Origin of the sequence: Actinomycetospora sp. CA-084318 (genome assembly GCF_050955885.1) — a bacterium.
In the GTDB taxonomy this organism is placed as follows: domain Bacteria; phylum Actinomycetota; class Actinomycetes; order Mycobacteriales; family Pseudonocardiaceae; genus Actinomycetospora.
The window spans coordinates 3,551,029-3,575,308 of record NZ_CP192098.1 but is presented as its reverse complement, the minus strand read 5'-3'; the positions used below and the strand labels follow the sequence as shown (position 1 = coordinate 3,575,308).

21 protein-coding genes are annotated in these 24,280 nt (G+C 75.3%); 18 read left to right on the top strand and 3 right to left on the bottom strand.

Annotated elements, in window-relative coordinates:
• The 6 genes from ACQPYX_RS17520 (at position 1) to prcA (ending at position 6,067) form a co-directional block, all read left to right on the top strand.
• Complete coding sequence (locus ACQPYX_RS17520) at positions 1 to 1,266, top strand: esterase/lipase family protein (protein WP_433798593.1); 1,266 nt, start codon at positions 1 to 3, stop codon at positions 1,264 to 1,266.
• Entirely contained in the window at positions 1,263 to 2,459 is a 1,197-nt protein-coding gene (locus ACQPYX_RS17515) for a multidrug effflux MFS transporter (protein WP_433798592.1), read from the top strand. Before ACQPYX_RS17520 ends, ACQPYX_RS17515 begins: the two co-directional genes overlap by 4 nt.
• Positions 2,460 to 2,468: 9 nt before the next feature.
• On the top strand, positions 2,469 to 3,986 hold the full coding sequence (gene dop, locus ACQPYX_RS17510; protein ID WP_433798591.1) for a depupylase/deamidase Dop: 1,518 nt from the start codon (positions 2,469 to 2,471) through the stop codon (positions 3,984 to 3,986).
• 75 nt (positions 3,987 to 4,061) lie between these two features.
• Positions 4,062 to 4,256 (top strand): ubiquitin-like protein Pup, encoded by a 195-nt coding sequence (locus tag ACQPYX_RS17505; protein WP_179793369.1) that lies wholly within the window; start codon positions 4,062 to 4,064, stop codon positions 4,254 to 4,256.
• 148 nt (positions 4,257 to 4,404) lie between these two features.
• A complete protein-coding gene (gene prcB / locus ACQPYX_RS17500; RefSeq protein ID WP_433798590.1) occupies positions 4,405 to 5,226 on the top strand; it encodes a proteasome subunit beta in 822 nt (273 codons plus the stop codon).
• 46 nt (positions 5,227 to 5,272) lie between these two features.
• Entirely contained in the window at positions 5,273 to 6,067 is a 795-nt protein-coding gene (gene prcA, locus ACQPYX_RS17495; RefSeq protein WP_433798589.1) for a proteasome subunit alpha, read from the top strand.
• 80 nt (positions 6,068 to 6,147) lie between these two features.
• On the opposite strand, the gene ACQPYX_RS17490 is transcribed toward prcA, so the two are convergent.
• Positions 6,148 to 7,623: a bifunctional phosphatase PAP2/diacylglycerol kinase family protein gene (locus ACQPYX_RS17490; RefSeq protein ID WP_433798588.1), complete on the bottom strand. Its 1,476-nt coding sequence runs from the start codon at positions 7,621 to 7,623 to the stop codon at positions 6,148 to 6,150.
• 205 nt (positions 7,624 to 7,828) lie between these two features.
• Here ACQPYX_RS17490 and pafA point away from each other — a divergent pair, with 205 nt between their 5' ends.
• The 9 genes from pafA (at position 7,829) to ACQPYX_RS17445 (ending at position 17,716) form a co-directional block, all read left to right on the top strand.
• Positions 7,829 to 9,187 (top strand): Pup--protein ligase, encoded by a 1,359-nt coding sequence (pafA, locus tag ACQPYX_RS17485; RefSeq protein WP_230751800.1) that lies wholly within the window; start codon positions 7,829 to 7,831, stop codon positions 9,185 to 9,187.
• Positions 9,188 to 9,285: 98 nt separating this feature from the next.
• Positions 9,286 to 11,025 carry a protein kinase domain-containing protein gene (locus ACQPYX_RS17480; protein ID WP_433798587.1) on the top strand — a complete coding sequence of 580 codons (1,740 nt, stop codon included), beginning with the start codon at positions 9,286 to 9,288 and terminating at the stop codon, positions 11,023 to 11,025.
• A gap of 69 nt (positions 11,026 to 11,094) precedes the next feature.
• The gene (locus ACQPYX_RS17475; protein ID WP_433798586.1) at positions 11,095 to 12,090 is read left to right on the top strand and encodes a helix-turn-helix transcriptional regulator; all 996 of its coding nucleotides are present in this window, start codon (positions 11,095 to 11,097) and stop codon (positions 12,088 to 12,090) included.
• On the top strand, positions 12,087 to 13,067 hold the full coding sequence (locus tag ACQPYX_RS17470; protein ID WP_433798585.1) for a helix-turn-helix transcriptional regulator: 981 nt from the start codon (positions 12,087 to 12,089) through the stop codon (positions 13,065 to 13,067). Before ACQPYX_RS17475 ends, ACQPYX_RS17470 begins: the two co-directional genes overlap by 4 nt.
• Before the next feature lie 19 nt (positions 13,068 to 13,086).
• Positions 13,087 to 13,341 carry a bacteriophage holin gene (locus ACQPYX_RS17465; RefSeq protein WP_433798584.1) on the top strand — a complete coding sequence of 85 codons (255 nt, stop codon included), beginning with the start codon at positions 13,087 to 13,089 and terminating at the stop codon, positions 13,339 to 13,341.
• Positions 13,338 to 13,604 carry a Sec-independent protein translocase subunit TatA gene (gene tatA / locus ACQPYX_RS17460; protein WP_433798583.1) on the top strand — a complete coding sequence of 89 codons (267 nt, stop codon included), beginning with the start codon at positions 13,338 to 13,340 and terminating at the stop codon, positions 13,602 to 13,604. The genes ACQPYX_RS17465 and tatA overlap by 4 nt, the downstream gene beginning before the upstream one ends.
• Before the next feature lie 57 nt (positions 13,605 to 13,661).
• Complete coding sequence (locus tag ACQPYX_RS17455) at positions 13,662 to 16,514, top strand: DEAD/DEAH box helicase (RefSeq protein ID WP_433798582.1); 2,853 nt, start codon at positions 13,662 to 13,664, stop codon at positions 16,512 to 16,514.
• A gap of 31 nt (positions 16,515 to 16,545) precedes the next feature.
• Positions 16,546 to 17,235 carry a DUF4333 domain-containing protein gene (locus ACQPYX_RS17450; protein ID WP_433798581.1) on the top strand — a complete coding sequence of 230 codons (690 nt, stop codon included), beginning with the start codon at positions 16,546 to 16,548 and terminating at the stop codon, positions 17,233 to 17,235.
• A gap of 100 nt (positions 17,236 to 17,335) precedes the next feature.
• Complete coding sequence (locus ACQPYX_RS17445) at positions 17,336 to 17,716, top strand: MmcQ/YjbR family DNA-binding protein (protein ID WP_433798580.1); 381 nt, start codon at positions 17,336 to 17,338, stop codon at positions 17,714 to 17,716.
• Between the two features lie 6 nt (positions 17,717 to 17,722).
• Here the strand turns inward: ACQPYX_RS17445 and ACQPYX_RS17440 are convergent, their stop codons facing one another.
• Both ACQPYX_RS17440 and ACQPYX_RS17435 read right to left on the bottom strand, forming a co-directional pair.
• On the bottom strand, positions 17,723 to 18,745 hold the full coding sequence (locus tag ACQPYX_RS17440) for a 5'-3' exonuclease (protein WP_433798579.1): 1,023 nt from the start codon (positions 18,743 to 18,745) through the stop codon (positions 17,723 to 17,725).
• Positions 18,702 to 20,678 (bottom strand): DUF2339 domain-containing protein, encoded by a 1,977-nt coding sequence (locus ACQPYX_RS17435; protein ID WP_433798578.1) that lies wholly within the window; start codon positions 20,676 to 20,678, stop codon positions 18,702 to 18,704. Before ACQPYX_RS17435 ends, ACQPYX_RS17440 begins: the two co-directional genes overlap by 44 nt.
• Before the next feature lie 61 nt (positions 20,679 to 20,739).
• Between ACQPYX_RS17435 and ACQPYX_RS17430 the strand changes: the two genes are divergently transcribed.
• From ACQPYX_RS17430 to ACQPYX_RS17420, 3 genes are read left to right on the top strand one after another with little or no spacing between them, the layout of a single operon-like run.
• Positions 20,740 to 21,846 carry a M24 family metallopeptidase gene (locus ACQPYX_RS17430; RefSeq protein ID WP_433798577.1) on the top strand — a complete coding sequence of 369 codons (1,107 nt, stop codon included), beginning with the start codon at positions 20,740 to 20,742 and terminating at the stop codon, positions 21,844 to 21,846.
• A 59-nt stretch (positions 21,847 to 21,905) separates the two neighbouring features.
• Positions 21,906 to 23,447 (top strand): apolipoprotein N-acyltransferase, encoded by a 1,542-nt coding sequence (lnt, locus tag ACQPYX_RS17425; protein ID WP_433798576.1) that lies wholly within the window; start codon positions 21,906 to 21,908, stop codon positions 23,445 to 23,447.
• Entirely contained in the window at positions 23,444 to 24,265 is an 822-nt protein-coding gene (locus ACQPYX_RS17420) for a polyprenol monophosphomannose synthase (protein ID WP_433798575.1), read from the top strand. Before lnt ends, ACQPYX_RS17420 begins: the two co-directional genes overlap by 4 nt.
• The last annotated feature ends 15 nt before the right edge of the window (positions 24,266 to 24,280 follow it).

The window sequence follows — 24,280 nt, the reverse complement described above, 5'->3', positions numbered from 1 at the left end:
ATGACCGACGACCGGCCGCTTCCCGCTCCTCGCAACGAGGTCCGGGGGGCGGCCGGTGTCGCGTCCGAGGCCGTCGACATCATCTCCCGCCCCGTCGAGGGCACCCACCGCGCGATCTCCGACACGGTGTTCGCCACCCTGCGCAAGGTCGGCCTCGGGCCCGCCTCGAAGCCCGCGCAGCTGCTGCACGACGGCATCAGCGCCGGCGTCTACTCCGCGGTCCGCGGGATCGGCCACGCCACCGGCCGCGGCATCGGCCTCGCCGCCGAGCTCTACCGCGAGGCCTCCGGGCGGGCCGACTGGACACCCATCACGTCCCGCCCGGCCGGCGCCGTCCTCACCGGCGCGATCAACGGCCTCGTCGGCGACCACATGGTGGCCCTCGACAACGACCTCGCGGTCCCGATGGCGCTCTACACGTCCACGCTGCACGACGAGGACCCGCACGCGCAGCTGCGCCTCGACGACGTCGCCGCCGCCGTCGCCGACCACCCCGAGCGGGACCTCTCCCACGTCGTGCTGTTCGTGCACGGCCTGGGGGAGACCGAGCACGCCTGGCGGCTCGCCGACGAGGACTCGGCGGGGGAGGGCTACGCCGAGCGCATCGCCTCCGCGGTCGGGGCGGTCCCGCTGCTGCTGCGCTACAACACGGGCATGCGCATCGCCCACAACGGGGCGGCGCTCTCGGTGCTGCTCGCCGAGGTGTTCGACGCCTGGCCGGAGCCGATCGAACGGCTCGACCTCGTCGGGCACTCGATGGGCGGGCTCGTCCTGCGCCACGCCTGCCACGCCGCGGTCCTCGCCGGCGAGCCGTGGGTGCACGCCGTGCGCCGCATGGTCTACCTCGGCTCCCCGCACGAGGGCGCCCCGCTGGCCCACCGCGTGGACCAGCTCGCCACCCAGCTCTCCCGCTGGGCCCGCTCCCGCACCTGGGGCGAGTTCCTCGACCGGCGCTCGGCCGGGATCCGCGACCTCGTCGCCGGCGTCTCCGACACCGACGTGCCGCTGCTGGCCTCGTCGACCCACCACGGCGTCGCCGCGTGCCTCACCTCGAACGCCCACCACCCGCTCGCGAACATCCTCGGCGACCTGCTCGTCCCGGTGGACTCCGCGCGGGGCGCGATCACCGACGTCGAGACCCTCCCGTCGTCGCACCACTTCCACCTGCTCAACGACCCGCGGATCCACGAGCACCTGCTGCGCTGGCTCGCCGACGACCGTCCCGACGAGGGGTCGTCCCCGGCCGCCGTCGACCTCCGGCGGTGAGGGCGCGGGGACCCGCCCGCACCGTCGTCCTGGGCGCCCTGACCGCGGCCGCGCCGCTGTCGATCGACACCTACCTGCCGGCCCTGCCGGCGATCGCGGTGGAGCTCGAGGCGTCGGCGTCGCTGGTCGCGCTGACCCTCACCGCGTGCGTGGTCGGCCTCGCGGTGGGCCAGCTCGTCGCCGGGCCGCTCTCGGACGTCCTCGGCCGCCGCCGGCCGATGATCGTCGGCGCGGTCGGCTTCGTCGTCCTGTCCGCGGCCTGTGCCGCCGCGCCCGACGTCGGGACCCTCGTGGCGCTCCGGCTGGCGCAGGGCCTCCTCGGGGCGGTCGGGATCGTGCTCGCCCGGGCCGTCGTGCGGGACCTGTACGACGGCCCCGCCGCGGCGCGGGCGTTCGCCGCGCTGATGCTCGTCTCGGGGGTCGCGCCGATCGTCGCGCCCGTGCTCGGCGGCCAGCTGCTGCGGGTCACGTCGTGGCGCGGGGTGTTCCTGGTGCTCGCCGCGCTCGGGCTGGTCGTGCTGGTCGGCGTGCTGCTGGCGGTCCCGGAGACGCTGCCGCCCGACCGCCGACGGGCCGGCGGCTGGCGGACCACGCGGCACGCCTTCGGCGTCCTGCTCGCCGACGCCCGGGTCCTCGCCTGTGTGGCGGCCGCGGGCTTCGCCTTCGCCGCGATGTTCGCCTACATCTCCGGGTCCACGTTCGTGCTGCAGGGCCTCTACGGACTCTCGCCCCAGGAGTTCAGCGGCGTGTTCGCCGTCAACTCCGTCGGCATCGTCAGCGCCGTGCAACTCTCCGGGCGGCTGATCGGCGCCGAGAAGGTGGAGGCGCGGCGGATGGTGCCGCTGGGCCTCGTCATCGCGTTCGTCGGCTCGGCGACCGTCCTGGCGGGCGCGCTCGGCCTGGGCGTCTGGGGCGTCGTCGTCGGGCTGTTCGTCACCGTGTGCGGCGTGGGCACCGCCCTGCCCGCCGCGACCACGCTGAGCCTCGCCGACCACCCCGAGCACGCCGGCAGCGCCTCGGCCCTGCTGGGGACGGCCCAGTTCCTCGTCGGCGGCTTCTCGGCGCCGCTGGTCGGGATCGGCGGCGGGACCACCGCGCTGCCGATGGGCCTGACGATGACGGGGGCGACCCTCGTCGCGCTCGTGGCCTTCACCCTGCTGTGGCGCAGGGCGGCGGGCGCGGGCGCCAACTAGGGTCGGGGCATGACCGCGCGCCGCATCATGGGCACCGAGATCGAGTACGGCATCTCCGTGCCGGGCGACCCGACGGCGAACCCCGTCATCACCTCCACCCAGGTCGTCCTCGCCTACGCGGCGGCCGCCGAGGTGCCCCGCGCCCGGCGCGCCCGGTGGGACTACGAGGTGGAGTCCCCGCTGCGCGACGCCCGCGGGTTCGACCTCGGCCCGAGTGCCGGCCCGCCGCCGGACACCGGCGACCTCGACGACCTCGGCGCCGCCAACGTCATCCTCACCAACGGTGCCCGGCTCTACGTCGACCACGCCCACCCCGAGTTCTCCGCCCCCGAGGTCACCACCCCGCGCGGCGCGGTGATCTGGGACAAGGCGGGGGAGCGGGTGATGGAGGACGCGGCCGAGCGGGCCGCCGTCGTCCCCGGCACCGGGCGCATCCAGCTCTACAAGAACAACATCGACGGCAAGGGCGCCTCGTACGGCTCGCACGAGAACTACCTGTGCAACCGGCAGACGCCGTTCCCCAGCATCATCTCCGGGCTCACCCCGTTCTTCGTGACCCGGCAGGTGATGACCGGCGCGGGCCGCGTCGGGCTCGGGGCCTCCGGTGACGAGGTGGGCTACCAGCTCTCGCAGCGCGCGGACTACATCGAGGTCGAGGTCGGCCTGGAGACCACGCTCAAGCGCGGCATCATCAACACCCGCGACGAGCCGCACGCCGACGCCGACAAGTACCGCCGGCTGCACGTCATCATCGGCGACGCGAACCTCTCCGAGTACTCGACCTTCCTCAAGGTCGGCACGACCGCGCTCGTCCTCTCGATGATCGAGGACGGCGTCCGGTTCGACGACCTGCGCCTGCTCGAGCCGGTCCGCTCGGTGCACCGGATCAGCCACGACCCGACGCTGCAGGTCGAGGTCGACCTGGCCAACGGGCGGCGGATGACCGCCTTGCAGATCCAGCGCGAGTACTACGAGCGGGCCCGCAAGCACGAGCAGGAGACCCAGGGCGACGACGTCGACGAGGTCACCCGCGAGACCCTCGAGATCTGGGGCCAGGTGCTCGACGACCTCGAGGCCGACCCGATGCGCTGCGCCGACCGGCTGGACTGGGTGGCCAAGCTCAAGCTGCTGCAGAGCTACCAGGAGCGCGACAACCTGCCCTGGGACTCGCCGAAGCTGCACCTGATCGACCTGCAGTACTCCGACGTCCGGCAGGCCAAGGGGCTCTACAACCGGCTCGTGACCCGCGGGTCGATCAAGCGCCTCGTCACCGAGGAGGAGGTGCGCGCCGCGGTCACCCAGCCCCCGGAGGACACCCGCGCCTACTTCCGCGGCCGGTGCCTGGAGCGCTACCCGAGCGAGGTCGCGGCCGCCTCGTGGGACTCGGTGATCTTCGACCTGGGCCGCGAGTCGCTGGTCCGGATCCCCACGCTGGAACCGCTGCGCGGCACCCGCGGGCACGTCGGGGAGCTCATCGACAACGCCGAGAACGCCACCGCCCTGGTCGAGGCGCTGACCCGCGGATGATGTTCCTGACATCCCGAGCCCGCTCGGCCAGGTAGGGTTCGGGGTCGCAACACCCTTCGGCACCGGGAGGCAGCCATGGCGCAGGAACAGACCCAGCGGCAGGGCGGTGGCGACGACGGCGACGGCGGCGAGGACACCACCGCCGCCGGCCAGGAGCGCCGCGAGAAGCTCGGCGAGGAGACCGACAGCATCCTCGACGAGATCGACGACGTCCTCGAGGAGAACGCCGAGGACTTCGTGCGCGCCTACGTCCAGAAGGGCGGCGAGTAGTCAGCCGGTCCGCCGGGTTCGCCATGCGCGAACCACGGCGGACCATCGTGCGGACGCGGCGGGCCGGGACTAGCGTTCCGGCCCGCCGCGTGCGTCTGCAGAAGCGGTACCACCAGCAGAGGAGCGACGACCGCCGATGGACCCCAGGATGAGCCCCGGGCTCGCGCCCGCGTACTTCGACTCCGGCACGTCCTCGTTCATCGACTTCCTCTCGACCGTCAGGCCGGACCTGCTGCCCACCGCGCGCGGGGCGACGCCGGAGGTCGCGGGCGGGGTCCCGCACGGCACGACGATCGTCGCCGCGGTCTACGACGGGGGCGTCGTCATCGCGGGCGACCGCCGGGCGACGATGGGCAACCTCATCTCCCAGCGCGACATGCAGAAGGTCTACATCACCGACGACTACTCGGCGGCCGGCATCGCGGGCACCGCCGGGCTCGCGGTGGAGGCCATCCGGCTGTTCGCGGTGGACCTGGAGCACTACGAGAAGCTCGAGGGCGTCGGGCTGACCTTCGACGGCAAGTCCAACCGGCTCGCCTCGATGATCCGCGGCAACCTCGGCGCCGCGATGCAGGGCCTGTCCTACGTCCCGCTGTTCGCGGGCTACGACCTCGACGCCGTCGAACCGGCCCGCGCGGGTCGGATCGTCTCCTACGACGTCGTCGGCGGACGCTACGAGGAGCACGGCGGCTACGCGGCCGTCGGCTCCGGTTCGCTGTTCGCGCGCTCGTCGCTGAAGAAGCTCCACGACGTCACCGCCGACCGCGCCACCACGGTCCGCAACACCGTCGAGGCGCTCTACGACGCCGCCGACGACGACTCGGCGACCGGCGGCCCCGACACCGTCCGCAACATCTTCCCGATCGTCGTGGCGATCGACGCGTCGGGCGCGGTCCAGCTGCCCGCCGACGAGGTCCAGGCGACCGCGGAGGCCGTCATCGCCGGCCGCCGCGAGCGCGCGACCAGCTGATCACCCCCACCCGGACCCCGAGCACCGAAGAGGGAGCCTCCCCGCCATGACGATGCCGTTCTACGCGTCGGTCGACCAGCTGATGCGCGACCGCTCGGAGCTCGCCCGCAAGGGCATCTCCCGCGGTCGCAGCGTGGTGGTGCTGAGCTGCGCGGACGGGGTCCTGTTCGTCGCGGAGAACCGGTCGAAGTCGCTGCGCAAGATCTCCGAGATCTACGACCAGCTCGGGTTCGCCGCGGTCGGCCGCTACAACGAGTTCGAGAACCTGCGCCGGGCCGGCGTGCGCTGGGCCGACGTGCAGGGCTACTCCTACGACCGGCGCGACGTGTCCGGGCGTGCCCTGGCCAACGCGTACTCCAACATCCTCGGCGCGAGCTTCATCGAGCAGCAGAAGCCGTTCGAGGTCGAGCTGTGCGTCGCGGCGCTCGGGGAGAACCCGGAGTCCGACCAGCTCTTCCGCATCACCTACGACGGGTCGATCTCCGACGAGCCGCAGTTCGTCGTCATGGGCGGCACCACCGAGCCCATCTCGACGGCGCTCAAGTCGTCCTACGACGGCACGCTCGACACGCAGGGGGCGCTGCGCACGGCCCTGGACGCCCTGCAGGCGCAGAACGGCTCCTCGTCGTCCTCGTCCGACGACCGCACCCTCGGCGTCGACTCGCTCGAGGTCGCCCTGCTCGACCGCGCCCGCCGTCCCCGGCGCTCGTTCCGCCGCATCACCGGCGCGGCCCTGTCCGCGCTGCTGCCCGCCGCCGAGCCGGCCGCCTCCGCCGACGCGGACGCCGGCGACACCGGGGCGGGCGACGAGGTCTCCGGCGCCGGCGGCGCGGACGCCTGAACCCTCCCTGAACGAGCGAACGGCACTCTCGCGCACATAGAGGCTGCGAGAGTGCCGTTCGCTCGTTCAGGGGCAGGGCGTCACCACACGGAGGCGCGCTCCGGCCAGCGGGTCTCGTCGCGGCGGTAGACCGGCACCGGGTGGTCGGCGACCGAGAAGCACAGCCGCTCGCCCGCGACCATCACCTCGCCGTCGGTGGCCACCTCGAGCGGGCCGTCGAGCAGCTCCACGTCCAGCGTGCGGGCCGTGTGCTCGACGTAGGTCCGGATGTGGCCGAGCGTCCCGAGCAGCAGGCCCACGATGGCGCGGGCCCGGGAGAACCGGCGGTCGGCGCGCAGGTAGCGCACCTCGAGCAGGCCGGTGTCCAGGCGCGGGCGGTACGCCGGGGTCATGCCGGCCGGGGCGTAGGGCCCGTTGCCGACGAACAGCATCCACACCGAGGTCTCGCGGCCGTCGATGCGGCAGCGGACGGGGCGGGCGGTCCAGAGCACGGCGACGAGCGCGGCGGACGCGGCCGGCCACTTGCCCCAGCGCTTCTCCCACTTCTCGCGCAGCCGCACCATGTCCGGGTAACCCCCGAACGACGCGGTGTTGACGAAGACGACCCGCTCACCGCCCTCGGGTCCGGTGGACGCCGCGTACACCTTCAGCTCCCCGACGTCGACCGCGACCGCCTCGCCCGCGCCCGTGGCGTCCACGACCTCCTGCAGGTCGTACACGCCGACGTCGCGACCGAAGTGGTTCAGCGTGCCCGCGGGCATCACCGCGAGCGGCAGGTCGAGGTCCTCGGCGATGCGCGCGGCCGCCGCGACCGACCCGTCCCCGCCCGCGATCCCGAGCGCCACCGTGCCGGGCGTCCCGGCGGCCTCCTTCAGCCGGCCCAGGAGGTCGTCCCCGGGCTCGAGCCGCACGATCGTGGCCTTCGGCAGGGCGCCCGCGATCTCCTCGGCCGGATCGACCCCGGGGCGCCCCGAGCCCATGTTCACCACCATGGACAGGCCCTCGCCCTCCTCGAGCGCGGGGGCGTCCAGCCAGGGCCGGGCGATCGCCTCGTCGGTCGGGCGACGCGGCAGCCAGCGCTGCGTGAGCAGGGCCGCGCCCGCCCCGACCGCCGAGCCCACGGCGACGTCGCTGGTCCAGTGCACGCCGACGTGGATCCGCGAGTAGGCGACGGTGGCCGCCAGGGGCGCCAGCACCGCGGCCGCCCGCGGGCTCTCCAGCCCGACCCCGAGCGCGAACGCGAACGCCGACGCCGAGTGCCCGGAGGGGAACGACGACGAGGTCGGACGGTCGGGCAGGGCGCGGTAGGGCGGCAGCAGGTCCGCGGCCGGGCGCCGACGGGGCACCAGCGGCTTCAGCACGGCGTTCGACGCGAAGCTCGCCAGGCCGATCGCGAACACCCCGCGCAGCGCGCCGCGTCGGGTCCGCCGCGTGCCCAGGCCCGCGAGCACCGACGCGGCGGCGAACCAGAGGCCGGAGTGGTTGGCCGACTGGGTGAGGCCGAGCAGGGCCGCGTCGAGGCGCGACGGCGGGAGGTCGCCGATCGACTCCGTCACCCGCCGGTCCAGCGCGCCGACCGGCCGCAGCGATCGGCGGCTGTGCCGCAGACCCGTTCGGACCACTGCCTTCGCGCGGCGTGCGCGCCGCCGGGGAAGCATGGGGCCCGACCCTACGTGGGGCGGGGACAGCGGCGGGGGACCGGGATGACGGCCCGGTGTCGGAGGGCACCGCCAGCGCCCTCGGGGGCTTAGGCTGGAGTCCATGCAGCGGCGGATCTACGGCATCGAGACCGAGTTCGGGGTGACCTGCACCTTCCACGGTCAGCGTCGGCTGTCCCCGGACGAGGTCGCTCGCTACCTGTTCCGGCGGGTGGTGTCGTGGGGGCGCTCGTCGAACGTCTTCCTGCGCAACGGCTCGCGGCTCTACCTCGACGTCGGGTCCCACCCCGAGTACGCCACCGCGGAGTGCGACTCGCTCGAGCAGCTCGTCGCCCACGACAAGGCGGGGGAGCGGATCCTCGAGGACCTGCTGCTCGACGCCGAGCGCCGCCTGGCCGACGAGGGCATCGGCGGCGACATCTTCCTGTTCAAGAACAACACCGACTCGGCCGGCAACTCCTACGGCTGCCACGAGAACTACCTGGTGGGCCGCTCCGGCGAGTTCTCCCGGATCGCCGACGTGCTGCTGCCCTTCCTGGTGACCCGCCAGCTCATCGCCGGCGCGGGCAAGGTGCTGCAGACCCCGCGCGGCGCCGTCTTCTGCCTCTCCCAGCGCGCCGAGCACATCTGGGAGGGCGTGTCCTCCGCCACCACCCGCAGCCGGCCGATCATCAACACCCGCGACGAGCCGCACGCCGACGCCGAGCGCTACCGCCGCCTGCACGTCATCGTCGGCGACTCGAACATGAGCGAGGTCACCACCCTGCTCAAGGTGGGCACCACCCACCTGGTGCTGGAGATGATCGAGCAGGGCGTCCAGTTCCGGGACTTCACGCTCGACAACCCGATCCGCGCCATCCGCGAGATCAGCCACGACCTCACCGGCCGCCGCCCCGTCCGCCTCGCCGGGGGGCGCGAGGCCGGCGCCCTGGACATCCAGCGCGAGTACCACCAGCGCGCCGTCGAGCACGTGGCCCGGCGGGGGAGCGACCCGGTGACCGACCGGGTCCTCGAGCTGTGGGGCCGCACCCTCGACGCCGTCGAGCGCCAGGACCTCTCGCTGATCGACCGCGAGATCGACTGGGCCATCAAGCACAAGCTCGTGGAGCGCTACCGCAAGCGCAGCGACCTCGGCCTGTCCAGCCCCCGCATCGCGCAGCTCGACCTCGCCTACCACGACATCCGGCGGGGCCGGGGCGTGTTCGACCTGCTCCAGCGCAAGGACCTCGTCGACCGGGTCACCGACGACGGCGAGATCGAGGCCGCGAAGGACACCCCGCCGCAGACCACCCGGGCGAAGCTGCGCGGGGACTTCATCGCCGCGGCGCAGAACGCCGGCCGCGATTTCACCGTGGACTGGGTGCATCTCAAACTGAACGACCAGGCCCAACGAACCGTCCTGTGCAAGGACCCGTTCCGCGCGGTGGACGAACGGGTGGACCGGTTGATCGCGACGCTGTGACCGTGTAACTGCGCTCACGCCTCGCGTCGGCCGGTCCGTGGCACCCCACACGACCGCACCGTGACCGATCGACCGAGGACGAGGACGGCACACAGCCGATGGACCACCAGGACCGCACGTCCCGGGTGACGCCCGCCGACCAGCCGAGCACCCTGCACGACGCCGCACCCGTGACGCCGGATCCGGACGTCGAGGGCACGCTGCTGGCCGGGCGCTACCGGGTCGGCGAGTGCCTCGGCGCCGGCGCGATGGGCGTGGTGTGGTCGGCGTGGGACCGCCGGCTGAGCCGCACGGTCGCGGTCAAGCAGCTGACGCCGCCGCGGGACGGCGACGAGGCCGAGATCCGGGCGGCCCGCGCCCGGGCGATGCGCGAGGGCCGGATCGCGGCCCGGGTGGTGCACCCCCGCGCGATCGCGGTGTTCGACGTCGTCATGCACGGCTCGATGCCGTGGATCGTCATGGAGTACCTGCCCTCGCGCTCGCTCGCGGCGGTGCTCGCGGAGCGGGGCCCGCTGCCCCCGACCGAGGTCGCCCGGATCGGCGCGCAGATCGCCGACGCGCTCTCGGCGGTGCACGAGGCGGGGATCGTCCACGGCGACGTGAAGCCGGGCAACGTGCTCATCACCGACGACGGCGTCGCCAAGCTCACCGACTTCGGGGTCTCCCGGGCCTCCTGGGACACGACGGCGACCGGCGGAGGTCTCGTCGCGGGCACCCCGGGCTACTTCGCCCCCGAGGTCGCGCGCGGCGGCGACCCGACGTCCGCCTCGGACGTGTTCTCGCTGGGCGCCACGCTGTACGCCGCGGTGGAGAACGAGCTGGTCTGCGGCCGGCTCGACAACACGCTCGCGGTGCTGCACGCCATGGCCGAGGGGCGGCTGCGCCCGGCGGCGCGGGCGGGCGTGCTCGGCCGTCCGCTCTCGGCGATGCTCCGGCTCGAGGCCCGGCACCGGCCCGACACCGCCCTGTTGCGCTCCGCCCTCGAGGCCCGGGCCGCCCTGGGGGAGGCCGAGGCGGCGCTGCCCGTCCCCGCCGTCGCGCCGCCCGCCCCGGCACCCGACGAGCCCGGCGACCCCTCCACCGCCGACGTCGCCGGACGGCGTCCCGCGGCCGGGACGGTCTCCCCGCCGACCGGCCCGGACGACACGCGCGCCGACGCGGATCCCGACGACGGGTCCGACGACCGCGAGGGCTGGTTCCCCCTCGCCCCGGCCGGCGGCACCGTCGCCTCGACCCCGCCCGCCCGCGGCCGCACCCGCCGTCGTCGGGTGCTCGCGGTGGCCGCCGCCTCCGCGGTCGTCCTGGCCGCCGGCGTGGGCGCCGCCCTGGCCGCCGCGGAGGACGCCCGCACGCCCGGGCCGCAGGCCACGGTCGCCGCGCCGGCACCCGTGCCCTCCACCGCCGACGCCCCGGCCACCGCGCCGAGCACGGAGACCGTGCCGCCCGTCGCCGGTGCCCCCCTGTCGCCCGGCAGCCCCACGGCGGCCGACGAGGCGCCGGACCCCGACGCCCCGGTGACGGAGGACGACACCCGCCGCACGGTCACCGCCTACTACGCGAGCCTGCCCGGCAACATCCCCGGGGCGTGGGCGCTGCTCTCCGGCGACGCCCGCCAGGCCTCCGGCGGCTACGGCGGCTACCAGCGGTTCTGGGGCGGCATCACGTCGGTGAGCGCGACCGACGTCCAGGTCGACGGCACCTCGGCGCGGGCCGTCCTGGAGTTCGTGACCTCGAGCGGCCGCACGACGCGCGAGACCTACAGCTTCGAGGTCGACCGCAACGCCGAGGGCGCCCTGGAGATCCGCTCGGCCAACCGGGGCGGCGCCGACTCCGCCTGACCCGACCCGGACGCGCCGGGATCCGGGATGTCGAACACAAGATCGAGCGGCGGACGTACCCTCTGGGGCGTGCCCGCCGCCCCGACCGCTCGTGCCGAGCGTCTCGTGAACCTGGTGCTGGCCCTGCTCTCGACCCGGCAGTTCCTCACGGCCGACCGCATCCGCACCACGGTCGCGGGCTACGAGGACGCCGCCACCGACGACGCGTTCTACCGGATGCTGGAGCGGGACAAGGCCGAGCTGCGCGAGCTCGGCATCCCGCTGGAGACCGGCAAGCAGTCGATCTTCGACACGGTCGACGGGTACCGGATCGCGCGGGGCGACTACGAGCTCGCCGCGATCGACCTCGCGCCCGACGAGGCCACCGCGGTCGCCCTCGCGGCCCGGCTCTGGGACTCGCCCCAGCTCGCGGGGGCGGCCCGCACCGCGGTGACGAAGCTGCGCGCCGCGGGCGTCGAGGTCGACCCGACGGCGGCCTCCGAGGTGCAGCCCCGTGTGCGCACCACCGAGCCCGCGTTCGCCCCGCTGCTCGCCGCCGCCCGCGCCGGCCAGGCGGTGACCTTCGCCCACCGCGGCCACCCCGCGGCTCCGGCGCGCACCCGCACCGTCGAGCCGTGGGGCGTCGTGTCCTATCGCGGCCGCTGGTACCTGGTGGGCCACGACCGCGACCGCGACGACGTGCGCTGCTTCCGGATCTCGCGCATCGAGGGCGAGGTGACCACGGTGGGCCCGCGCGGTGCGGTGACCCGGCCCGAGGGCGTCGACCTCGTCGACCTCGTCGCCCGCTCGGCCGGACCACCCCCGCCGTCGGGCACGGCCCGGGTGCGCCTCGCCCCCGGGCGGGCGGCCGGCCTGCGGCGCGCCGGGCGCCCGGACCCGCAGGGCGACCCGGACGTCGTCGAGCTCGACCTCGCCCGCCTCGAGTCGCTGGCCCGCTGGATCGCCGGGCACGGGCCCGACGCGGTGGTGCTGGAGCCCCCGGAGCTGCGCGACGCCGTCGTCGCCACGCTGCGGGCCAGCGCGGACACGTCGAGCGCCGACACGTTGAGCGGGGCGCGCCCGTGAGCGCCGAGGGTGTCGCCGAGCGCCTGCCGCGCCTGCTCACGCTCGTGCCGTGGCTGCTGGCGCGGCCGGGGGTACCGGTCGCGGAGGCGGCCGCCGAGTTCGGCATCACCGAGACCCAGCTGCGCCGCGACCTCGAGCTGCTCTGGATGTGCGGCCTGCCCGGGTACGGCCCGGGCGACCTCGTCGACCTGTCCTTCGAGGGGGACACCGTCACCGTGGTGTACGACGCCGGGCTCTCCCGGCCGCTGCGGCTCTCCGGCCCGGAGGCGGCGACCCTCGCGGTCGCGCTGCGCGCGCTCGCCGACGCCCCGGGCGTCGTCGACACCGACGCCGTGCAGCGCGCCCTCGCCAAGATCGAGCAGGCCTCCGGCCGGACCGACGACCCGTCGGCGGAGACCGTCGCGGTCGGGATGGGTCGCACCCCGGGCAACGCGCGGGCCGAGGCGACCGTGCGCGACGCGGTCGCCCGGCACCGCGCCCTGCGCCTGACCTACTACTCGGCCTCGCGGGACGCCGTCGGACGCCGCGACGTCGACCCCATGCGGCTGATGATGGTCGACGGGTCGACCTACCTGGAGGCGTGGTGCCGGCGGGCCGAGGGCGTCCGCATGTTCCGGCTCGACCGGGTGGACGACGCCGAGATCCTCGACGAGCCCGCCCGGCCGCCCGCGGACGCCGCGCCACGGGACGTCCCGGCGGACGCGACCGGGCTGCTGGCCCCGGACGCCGGACGGCCGCTCGCGGCCCTGCGCCTGGCTCCGGCGGCCCGCTGGGTGGCGGAGTACTACCCGATGGAGGACGTGGTCGCGGACGACGACGGCTCCGCCCGGGTCCACATGCGCTACGGCGACCGGGCCTGGATGGTGCGGCTCCTGCTCGGTCTCGGCGAGACCGTCGAGGTGCTGTGGCCGCCCGAGCTGGCCGCCGAGCGCGCGGACCGGGCGCGCGAGGCGCTCGCGGCCTACGGCGTCGGCTGAGGGACGCTAGGGTCCCGCCGTGGTCGGTCCCATCGTGTGGAGCATCGTCGCCGTCGTCGTGGCCCTCGTGGCCCTCGCCCTGCTGGTGGTGGGCCTGCTGCGCACGCTACGGCGCACCACGACCGTGTCCTCCGCCTTCGGCGCGCTGCTGTCCGACCGGCTCGGTCTGCTCCGCGCCCGGACGGCCGCACTCGGCGTCCGGATGGAGCAGCGTCGGGCGCCCGATTCGTCCCCGGTACAGTCGGACGGGAGGACGGAAGGAGCTCTCCCGTGAGCGAATGGATCATCGTCGCCATCGTCGGCGTCGTGCTGCTCTTCAGCGCCAAGAAGCTCCCCGACATGGCCCGCGGCCTCGGGCAGTCGATGCGCATCTTCAAGGCCGAGACCCGCGGCATGAAGGAGGACGACGAGCGCGCCAAGGGCTCGAGCGCCGCCGAGGCCCCCGCCCCGAAGCCGGTCGAGGCCTCCCGGGTCGACGCGCCCGCCGTCGAGAAGCCGCGTGAGACGGTTCCCGACGAGGCCCGCAAGGCCGACTGAGCCGACTCGGTCGCCTTCTGCCAGCGCGCCCCCACCGATGTGTGACACGGTGGGGGGGTGGCCCGCTCTCCCGCCGAGGCCTACGCCGCAGCGCGCACCCGCGCGGCGCACCCCGAGCTCGGCACCTTCGTCACGTCCCTGAGCTTCGAGCTCGACGACTTCCAGCGACGCGCCTGCCTCGCGCTGGAGGAGGGACACGGTGTGCTCGTCTGCGCACCCACCGGCGCCGGGAAGACCGTCGTCGGTGAGTTCGCCGTCCATCTCGCGCTCGCGCGGGGTCAGAAGTGCTTCTACACGACGCCGATCAAGGCGTTGTCGAACCAGAAGTACGCCGACCTCGTCGCCCGGCACGGCGCGGACGCCGTCGGTCTGCTGACCGGCGACACCGCCGTCAACGGGTCCGCCCCCGTCGTCGTGATGACGACCGAGGTGCTGCGCAACATGCTCTACGCCGACTCCCCGGCGCTCGACGGTCTCGCCTACGTGGTGATGGACGAGGTGCACTACCTCGCCGACCGCTTCCGTGGCGCCGTGTGGGAGGAGGTCATCCTCCACCTGCCGCAGCACGTGCAGCTCGCCTCGCTGTCGGCGACGGTGTCGAACGCCGAGGAGTTCGGCGACTGGCTGGTCGAGGTCCGCGGCGACACCACGGTCGTCGTCGACGAGACCCGGCCGGTGCCGCTGTGGCAGCACATGGTGGTCGGGTCGCGGATGTTCGACCTGTTCGCCGAGGAGTCCCGCGGCCACGGCGACCACCGGGTCAAGGTCGACCCGACGCTCGCGAAGGCCGTCGCCGAGGTCGACCGGGACGGACCCGGGCACCGCCGCGGCCGCTCCGGGCCGCCGCCGCGCGGCGGGCGCGACGGGCGTCGTCGGGACGACCGCGGGTCCGGCCCGGGCCGCAGCGGCCGCGCCGGGGGCCCCGGCTACCGGCCGCCGTCGCGGGTCGACGTCATCGAACGGCTCGACGCGGCGGGGCTGCTCCCGGCCATCACGTTCATCTTCAGCCGCGCCGGCTGCGACGCAGCCGTCACGCAGTGCGTGCGGTCGGGGCTGCGGTTGACCGACCGCGACGAGGTCGACCGCATCCGCGCGATCGTCGACCGCCGCTGCGCGGCCCTGCCCGACGCCGACCTCGACGTCCTCGGCTACTGGGAGTGGCGCGAGGGGCTCGAGCGCGGGGTGGCCGCCCACCACGCCGGCATGCTCCCGGCGTTCAAGGAGACCGTCGAGGAGCTGTTCGTCCAGGGCCTCGTGCGCGCGGTGTTCGCCACCGAGACGCTGGCGCTGGGGATCAACATGCCGGCGCGCACCGTCGTGCTGGAGAAGCTCGTCAAGTACAACGGCGAGTCGCACGTCGAGCTGACCCCGGGCGAGTACACGCAGCTCACCGGGCGTGCCGGTCGGCGGGGGATCGACGTCGAGGGCCACGCGGTGGTGCTGTGGGCGCCGGGGATGGACCCGGCGCAGGTCGCCGGGCTCGCCTCCACCCGCACCTACCCGCTGCGCTCGTCGTTCCGGCCCGGCTACAACATGGCCGTCAACCTGGTCGACCGGGTGGGCGTCGTCGAGGCGCGGGAGCTGCTGGAGCAGTCGTTCGCCCAGTTCCAGGCCGACCGCTCGGTGGTGCACCTCGCGAAGCGCGTCGAGCGCAACCGGGAGGCCCTCGAGGGCTACGCCGAGGCCATGGGCGGCGGCGACACGTCCGACGGCGAGGGCGCCTCCGCCGAGTCGTTCGCCGAGTACATGGACCTGCGCCGACGCCTGTCGGAGCGGGAGAAGCAGCTCGCGCGGCAGGGCCGGTCGGAGCAGAAGGCGGAGGCGACGGCGTCGCTCGAGGCGCTGGGCCGCGGCGACGTGATCGCGGTGCCGTCGGGCAAGCGCGCCGGCCTCGCCGTCGTGCTCGACCCCGGCGTGGACCGCTCCGGTCGCGGGATGCAGCCCCGCCCGCTCGTGCTCACCGAGGACCGGTGGGCCGGGCGGCTCTCGCTCGCCGACTTCCCCGACCCGGTGAACGCCCTCGGCTCGATGAAGCTGCCGAAGCGGGTGGACCACAAGGAGCCGCGGGTCCGTCGGGACCTCGCCAACGCGCTGCGGGAGACCGGGATCGAGAACCCCGGACGTTCCCGACGACGCGGCGGTGCCGGGGCCGGGTCCGAGGACCCGGAGCTCGCGTCGCTGCGCCGCGCGGTGCGCTCGCACCCGTGCCACGGGCGGGCGGACCGCGAGGACCGGGCGCGCTGGGCCGAGCGGCACGCGCGGCTGACCCGGGAGACCGAGCAGCTCGAGCAGCGCGTGCGGTCCACCACCCACTCGCTGGCGCGCACCTTCGACCGCATCCGCGGTCTGCTGGGCGAGCGCGGCTACCTGGAGGGCGCCGCCGGGGAGCAGGAGCTGACCCCGGCCGGGCACCGGCTGTCCCGGCTCTGGGGCGAGTCGGACCTGCTGGTGGCCGAGTGCCTGCGGCACGGGGTGTGGGTGGGGCTCAAGCCCGCCGAGCTCGCGGCCGTCGCGTCGTCGCTGGTCTACGACTCGCGCCGGGACGACGGCGGCATCCCGCGGGTCCCCGACGCCGTCGAGGGGGCGGTCACGGCCACGGCGCAGCTGTGGACCGACCTCGTCGCCGACGAACGTCGCCACCACCTCGACCGCACCCGCGAGCCCGACCTGGGCTTCGCCTGGCCGGTGCACCGGTGGGCCCGCGGCGACGCGCTGTCGGTGGTGCTGTCCTCCGCGCGCGCCCACGGGCTGGAGCTCTCGGCCGGCGACTTCGTGCGCTGGTGCCGGCAGGTGCTCGACCTGCTCGACCAGGTCCGCGCCGTGTGCGGCACCGAGGACCCGGTGGGGCGGGCGGCCGCCGAGGCGGGGCGCGCCATCCGTCGGGGTGTGGTGGCGGTGGGGGAGGCCTGATCGTCCCCGACGCCGTGAGAGTGTGAGCGGCGTGACCGACACGGCGGGGGAGTCGTCGGCGCGGGGTCCCGAGGACACCCCGGCCGCGCCGGAGGAGGACTCGTCCCTGGCGCCCGAGGTCCCGGCACCGCCGCGGCCGACCGGCGTGCGCTGGAGCGACGATGCGCACCCCACCGGGGCGGCACCGACCGGTGACACCGACGCGACCCCGCCGTCGGGTGTCACGGCGCCCGGACCGGGCGACGTCGTCCCGGCACGGACCAGCGGCACCGCTCCCGATCCCACGCCCGGCGCCGCCTGGCCGAACCCGGCGTTCCAGCCGGGGCCGTGGCAGCAGACGGCGCCCGGGTGGGCGCCCGCACCTCCGCAGGCCTCGCCGCCCGACCCGGCGCGCCGACGACGGACGCGGCGGATCGTGCTCGGCGTCGTCCTGGGCGTCGTCGTGCTCGCGCTGGTGGTCGTCGCGCTGCTCGCCTTCCTCGTCGGGCCGCGGTTCGCCCGGTACGACGTCCTCGACCGGGCCGCCGTCGAGCGCGGTGTCACCGACGTGGTCACCCGCGACTGGAAGCGCCAGGTCACCGGGGTCACGTGCCCCGAGGGCGAACGTGTCCGGCCCGGCACCACGTTCACCTGCACCGGGACGGTCGACGGGCGCCCGATGCGCATCCCGGTGGACGTCGTCGACGAGTCGGGGACCTACGAGGTGGGCCAGCCCCGTTAGGACCCCGCCCATGATCACCGAGCACGTGCGGTGCCCGGCGCACCCCACGCGCCACCGACGGTGCTCGCTGATCATGAGGGCCCCGCTAGGGTCGGCCGGCATGGCGACGTGGGACGACGTGCGGCGCATCGCCCTCGCGCTGCCCGAGGTCGAGGAGCTCGGGACGTACGGCGGGTCCACGTCCTGGAAGGTGAAGAAGAAGCTCGTCGTCTGGGAACGCCCACTGCGTGGCCGCGACCTGGCCGACCTGGGGTGGACCGAGCAGCCCGGCCCGGTGCTCGGCGCCCGGGTGCCCGACCTCGGCGCGAAGGAGGCGCTCGTGGCGGAGGACGGCGTCTACTTCACGACGCCGCACTTCGACGGACACGCGAGCGTCCTCGTCCACCTCGACCGGATCGCCGTGGACGAGCTCGAGGAGCTGGTCACCGAGGCCTGGTACGCCGCGGCGCCGCCGATGGTGCTGCGCCGGCACCCGCGCTGACGGGGCCTACGCGTCCTGGCCGGCGAGGGCCGCCGTCAACCGGTCGACCGAGCCGGTGAGGCTCCAGCGCTCGGCGAGAGCGGCGAGGGCGTCGGGATCGGCCGGCTCGTGGGGCAGGGAGCGCGTCGACCCGGTCCAGTCGATCGGGGCGTCCTTCGCCACGAGCACCACCTCGGGGGCCACCGTGAGGTAGGGCGCGGCCTTGACCAGCTTCTGGCGCACGGCCGAGGAGAGCCGGGCGTCGCCGCCCTCGACGACGGCGGTGATCAGCTCGGCCCACGAGTCGAACTTCGACACCACCTGCGACGCGGTCTTCTCGCCGACGCCCGGGACACCGGGGAGCCCGTCGGAGGGGTCGCCGCGCAGCATCGCCATCTCGGCGTAGCCGTCGCCGGCCCGGCCGACCGGCACGTTGTACTTCGTCGCGACCTCCTCCGGGCCGTAGACCTCGTACTTCGACACCCCGCGGGCGATGTAGACGATCCGCACCGGGGTCGGCGCGTCGCGGACGAGCTGCAGCAGGTCGCGGTCCCCGGTGACCACCTCGACCGACCGGGTCGCCTCGCCGGACGCGAGGGTGCCGATGACGTCGTCGGCCTCGAAGCCCTCCGCACCCGCCGTCGGGATGCCCGCGGCGGCGAGGACGTCGAGGATCACCGGGACCTGGACGCCGAGCTCCGGTGGGGCGGCCTCGGCATCGGGACCGCCGCCGACGGTCGGGTCGGACGGGTCGATGCCCGACGAGGTGTCGACCCGGTGGGCCTTGTACGACGGCAGGGCGCGGACGCGGAACGCCGGCCGCCAGTCGCGGTCGAGACAGGCGACGACGGCGGAGGGCTGCCGGGCGCGGACGAGGCGGGCGACCATGTCGCAGAAACCGCGGATCGCGTTCACCGGCGTGCCGTCGTCGGCGGTGAGGGACGACGGCACCCCGTAGAAGGCGCGGAACCACAGGCTCGCCGAGTCCAGCAGCAGCACGGGACCGTCAGTCCCGCCGGGTCCAGCTGCGCTCCGCTGCGTCTCCGTCATGCTGCGCAAGCGTGCCAGGGTCGACCTCCGCCGACGTCACCAGCCGGGCGTAGCGGGTCCCGGCCACGAGCAGGACCAGTCCGGCACCGAGGAACACGACGACCCGCGCCAGCCCGTCGAGGGCCATGAGGTCGAACAGGATCAGCTTGGCCACGGCGGCGACGACGAGCACCCCGCCGAGCACCCGGGGGAGCACCGCGCCCACCCCGCGCACGAGCAGCACGAGCGCGAGCGCGGTCCAGGAGATCGTCACCAGCACGTGCCCGGTGAGGAACCCGGTCCGGTCCGGCGCCACGGCCAGCGCCGCCGTGACGACCACCCCCGCCGCGCCGTACAGCCCGACGACGCCGAGCAGGCCGACGACGACGGCCGTGCGGTCGCGGCCGCCGAGCAGGTCCGCGCGGGCGACGGCGTGGAGCAGTGCCCCGCAGGCGGCCGCGAGCAGGATGCCGACCACGGCCATCCCGACGAGCGTGCCGGTCGGGCGGACGTCGCCGTCCACGACGACGTCGAGCGGGAGGTCCCGCACGAGCGCGAGCACGCCGCCCACCGCGCCGAACGCGCCCGCGACGACCAGCACGACCCGCCGACCGGTCCGCGCCGCGAGCACGGCGAGCACCGCCGCGAGGCCGAGCAGGGTCCCGCCCTGCGCGGCGCCCGTCAGGGCGAGCGGCACCGCCTGCAGCGCGACGACGGCGGCCGCGGCGATCGCGGTGACGCTCACCGCCGGGGTCGCCGGGACGCGACGGGACCCGCGGTCGGTCGGCACGGCGGCGCCGAGGAGCACCAGGATCGCCGCGACGTCGAGGACCGCGCCCCAGGGGCGGTCGAGGGACGGGGCGACGGCGAGCAGGGGGAGGACCGGCAGGGCGAGCGCGAGCCCCGCGACGACCGTGCTCGCGGCCGACGCGTCCGGCGTGGACACGAGCACGAGCGCGGCGACGACGGCCACCGCGAGCAGCGCGGCGACGGCGAGGGCGATCCCGGTCGTGGACGCGCCGGCGATCCCGACGGCCCCCGCGCCGACGAGGGCGACCAGCGCCGCGAAGGCGGTGGAGACGGCCACGAGCACGGGCCACCCCCGCCGGGCGGCGACCGGCACCGTGGCGGCGACGATCACGACGAGGAGCACGACGAGCAGCGCGCCGGCCGCGTCGACCACCGCGGGGAGGAGCAGGTCGACGCCGACGACGACGCCGAGGGCCAGGTCGCGGCGCTGCCAGCGGTCGGCGAGCACCAGCCCGCCGCCGGCGACGAGCAGGGCGAGCACGAGGGCGCCGACGGCGGGGAGGAGGTCGTAGAGCGAGGTCGCGGCGGCGACGGTCAGGTAGAGCGCGGTGAGGCCGGTGGCGGCCAGCGAGACGGGGCCCGGGTCGGCCGTGCCGGCGGCCTTGTCGTGCTCGGCGGCCCGACGACGCTGCAGCACGATCCCGGCGCCGAGCAGTCCGAGGCCGACCAGCGCGCCGAGTCCGACGCGGGCCTCCGGGCCGAACCACCCGCGCGACGCGGCCAGCACGAGCAGCAGCACGACGCCGAGCAGGGTCACGCCGGCTCCGGTGGCCGCGAGCAGGCGGGCGCCGGAGAGCCGGGGCAGCCGCGGGAGGCGGGGGCGCTGCGGGGACGGGGCGACGGCGGGCGGCGGCGCCCACGCCCGCGGACCGGGCGGCGGGACGGCGGGCACCGGCGCCGAGACGTGCGCGGGAGCAGGGACCGGCGGTGCCCACGGCGCCAGGCCCGCGGGCGGAGCGGCGGTCGACACGGGCACCGGGCCGCGCCCGGACCCGGGGACCGGGGCGGAGCCGGTCGTCGTCGGGAACGGGGCCGCCCGGAGCCCACCGAGCTCGGAGCGGACGCGGGAGAGGCGGACGCCGAGGTCGGCGAGCTCGCCGTCGAGGCGCTCGAGCAGGGCCGTGTGGTCGCCGGGGGTCGTCATGGGCGCCACCCTGCCGCCGGGGCGCGTGCCGGGGGAGGGGAGAACTACCTAAGGTGGCCCCATGGGTTCCGCTGACCAGGTCACCGCCCGCCTCGACCGTGCCCGTCGGCTCGCCGCCGACGTCGGGGTCGACGCCCTGGTCGTGACGCCGGGGCCGGACCTGCAGTACCTCGCGGGCGTCGTCAAGCACTCCCACGAGCGGCTCTCCGCGCTGGTGCTGCCCACTCGCGACGAGGCCGCCTTCGTGGTGCCCCGCCTGGAGCGGCCGGGGCTCGAGGGGACGGGCGTGGACCGAGCCGGGATCCGCGTCCTGGACTGGGTCGACGGCGAGGACCCGCACGGGCTGGTCGCGGCGTGCCTGGACGGCGTGAAGCGGGTCGCGGTCGCCTCCGACATGCCCGCGCTGCACGTCCTCGGCCTGCGTGACGCGCTGCCGCTGGCCACCCAGGAGCTCGCCACGCCGGTGCTGCGCGAGCTGCGGATGCGCAAGGACCCCGCCGAGGTCGAGTACCTGCGCCGGGCGGGCGCCGCGATCGACGCCGTGCACGAGCAGGTGCCGGGGCTGCTGCGGGCGGGGCGCACCGAGGCGGAGGTCGGCGCGGACATCACCGCCGCCATCGTCGAGGCCGGGCACGCCGAGGCCGCGTTCGTCATCGTCGGCTCCGGCCCGAACGGCGCGAGCCCGCACCACGAGGTGTCCGACCGCGTGATCGAGACCGGCGACGTCGTCGTGGTCGACATCGGCGGCCCGCTCCCGGAGGGCTACAACTCCGACTGCACCCGCACCTACGTCGTCGGCGGGGCGACCGACGAGATCGTGCAGGCCTACGCGGTGCTGCAGCGGGCGCAGGCGGCGGCCGTCGCCGCGGCGCGGCCCGGGGTCAGCGCCGAGAGCGTCGACGAGGCCGCCCGCGCGATCATCCGCGACGCCGGGTTCGGAGAGAACTTCGTGCACCGCACCGGGCACGGCATCGGGCTCGAGGTGCACGAGGAGCCCTACATCGTCGCGGGCAACGGGCTGACCCTCGAGCCGGGCATGGCCTTCTCGATCGAGCCGGGCATCTACTTCGAGGGCCGGTGGGGCGCCCGCATCGAGGACATCGTCGTCGTCACCGAGGACGGGTGCGAGGCGGTCAACACCCGCCCCCACGAGCTGCTGTCGTGCTGACGCGCCGCTCGCGAGGGGAGGATCCGAGCGCTCTTGTCGCACGAGGGGTCCCCTCCCGCGTGGGGTGGTCGGCGACGGTCCTGCGCGCGGTCGCCGCGATCGTCGCCGGCCTCGCGCTCTACGCGTCGTTCCCGCCGCTGGGCTGGTGGTGGGCCGCGCCGCTCGGGATCGCGCTGCTGGTCGGGACGGTCGCCGACCGCCCGTGGAAGGCCGCGTTCGGCTGGGGCGCGCTGGCCGCGGTGGCCTTCGAGTACCCGCTGCTGTCCTGGACCGGCACGTACGTCGGCGCCGTCTGGCTGTTCGCCCTGCTCGTCGTGGTGCTGGCGACGGCGGTCCCGCTCGCCCTCGTCCCGCTGCTCGCCCGCCTGCCCGGCGCCCCGCTCTGGATCGCGTGCCTGTGGGTGGCGGGGGAGGCGCTCATCGAGCGGGCGCCGTTCGGCGGGTTCCCCTGGTCGAAGCTCGCGTTCGGCCAGGCGGGCGGGGCCTACGCGAAGCTCGCCTCCCTGGGCGGCGCGCCGCTGGTCAGCTTCGCGGTGGTGCTCTCCGGTGCCGGTCTGTGGGCGCTGGTCCGGTCCCTCCGGTCCCGACGACGGGTCGTGCCCCTCGTGGGCGCGCTCGTCGCGGTCCTCGTGGGACCCGTCGTCGGGCTCGCGGTCCCGGCGCACCCCGCGAGCGCCCCGGGGGACCGGACGATCACCGTTGCCGCGGTGCAGGGCAACGTGCCCCGGGCCGGGCTCGACTTCGCGAGCCAGCGCCGCGCGGTGCTCGACAACCACGTCCGGGAGACGCAGCTCCTGGCCGACCGGGTCGCGGCGGGGCAGGTGCGCCGCCCGGACCTCGTCATCTGGCCGGAGAACTCCTCGGACATCGACCCGTTCGCGAACGCCGACGCCCGCGCGGAGATCCAGGCCGTGACCGACCGGATCGGCGTACCGGTGGTGGTCGGCGCCGTGCTGCGCGGCACGACGAACGCCGAGGGCACCGTGCTCGTGCAGGGGCCGCGCAACGCCGCGGTCGTCTGGACCCCGCGGGTCGGGCCGACCGACCAGTACGTGAAGCGCCACCTGCTGCCGTTCGGCGAGTACATCCCGATCCGCGGGATCGCCTCGCTGTTCTCCGGCGACGTGGCCCGGGTCGTCGACTTCGAGCCCGGCACCGGGACGCCCGTCCTCGACGCCGGACCGGCCCGGCTCGGCGTCGCGACCTGTTACGAGGTCGTGTTCGACGGCGACGTGCGCGACGCCGTGACGGCGGGGGCGGACCTGCTCACCGTGCCGACGAACAACGCGACCTTCGGCGACACGAACATGACCTACCAGCAGCAGGGGATGAGCCGGCTGCGCGCGGTGGAGCACGACCGGGCCGTGGTGATCGCCGCGACCAGCGGGCAGAGCGCGATCATCGCGCCGGACGGCACGGTGCTCGACCGGACCGGTGAACTCTTCACGCCGGGCGTGCTCGTCGACACCGTCCCGCTGCGCACCACGACTACCCTGGCCACCCGGCTCGGCGCCGGCCCCGAGTGGGTGCTCGCCGGGCTCGGACTGGCGACGGTCGTCGTGGGGGGCCTCGTGCGGCGGCGGAAGGGTGGGGCGGCATGAGCGCATCGCGATCGCAGGAGATCCCGGTGCCGGCGGCGGCCGGACCCGCGGCCGACGGGTCCGGTGTGCTCGTCGTGGTCCCGACCTACGACGAGCGGCTGAACCTGCCGGGGATCGTCGAGCGCGTGCTCGGCACCGTGCCGGGGGTGCGGCTGCTCGTGGTGGACGACGGGAGCCCCGACGGAACGGGCGAGCTGGCGGACGGCCTCGCCGCGCGCGACGACCGGATCGCCGTGCTGCACCACCGCCCGAAGCGGGGGCTCGGCGCGGCCTACGTCGACGCGTTCGCCCACGTCATGGCGACGCACGCGGCCGAGGACGTCGGCTGGATCGTCCAGATGGACGCGGACGGCTCGCACGCCCCGGAGGACCTCCCGTCCCTGCTGGCCGCCGCCCGCACCGGGAGCGCCGACCTCGTCCTGGGCTCGCGCTACGTGCCGGGCGGGCGGGTCGTGAACTGGCCCTGGTACCGCAACGCGCTGTCCCGCTCGGCCAACGTGTACTCGCGCCGGGCGCTGCGCCTCGGGATCCGGGACGTCACGGGCGGATACCGCCTGTTCCGCCGCGAGGTGCTGGAGACCGTCACGGCCAGCCCGGTGTCCTCGCAGGGCTACTGCTTCCAGGTCGACCTGGCGTTCCGCGTGCAGCGGGCCGGCTACACGGTGCGCGAGGTGCCGATCGTGTTCACGGAGCGGTCGGCGGGCGCGTCGAAGATGAGCGGCACCGTGGTGCGCGAGGCCCTGTGGCGGATCACGGCGTGGGCCGTCCGGGACCGCCTGACCGGCCGGCGCCGGACACGACTCGACCCCGCCACCTGAGCGGTGACGGGGTCG

Coding starts and splice junctions, on each gene's coding strand:
- ACQPYX_RS17520 (WP_433798593.1), top strand. CDS start 1: ATGACCGACGACCGGCCGCTTCCCGCTCCTCGCAACGAGGTCCGGGGG.
- dop (WP_433798591.1), top strand. CDS start 2,469: ATGACCGCGCGCCGCATCATGGGCACCGAGATCGAGTACGGCATCTCC.
- ACQPYX_RS17505 (WP_179793369.1), top strand. CDS start 4,062: ATGGCGCAGGAACAGACCCAGCGGCAGGGCGGTGGCGACGACGGCGAC.
- prcB (WP_433798590.1), top strand. CDS start 4,405: ATGAGCCCCGGGCTCGCGCCCGCGTACTTCGACTCCGGCACGTCCTCG.
- prcA (WP_433798589.1), top strand. CDS start 5,273: ATGACGATGCCGTTCTACGCGTCGGTCGACCAGCTGATGCGCGACCGC.
- pafA (WP_230751800.1), top strand. CDS start 7,829: ATGCAGCGGCGGATCTACGGCATCGAGACCGAGTTCGGGGTGACCTGC.
- ACQPYX_RS17480 (WP_433798587.1), top strand. CDS start 9,286: ATGGACCACCAGGACCGCACGTCCCGGGTGACGCCCGCCGACCAGCCG.
- ACQPYX_RS17445 (WP_433798580.1), top strand. CDS start 17,336: ATGGCGACGTGGGACGACGTGCGGCGCATCGCCCTCGCGCTGCCCGAG.
- ACQPYX_RS17440 (WP_433798579.1), bottom strand. CDS start 18,745: ATGACGGAGACGCAGCGGAGCGCAGCTGGACCCGGCGGGACTGACGGT.
- ACQPYX_RS17435 (WP_433798578.1), bottom strand. CDS start 20,678: ATGACGACCCCCGGCGACCACACGGCCCTGCTCGAGCGCCTCGACGGC.
- ACQPYX_RS17430 (WP_433798577.1), top strand. CDS start 20,740: ATGGGTTCCGCTGACCAGGTCACCGCCCGCCTCGACCGTGCCCGTCGG.
- ACQPYX_RS17420 (WP_433798575.1), top strand. CDS start 23,444: ATGAGCGCATCGCGATCGCAGGAGATCCCGGTGCCGGCGGCGGCCGGA.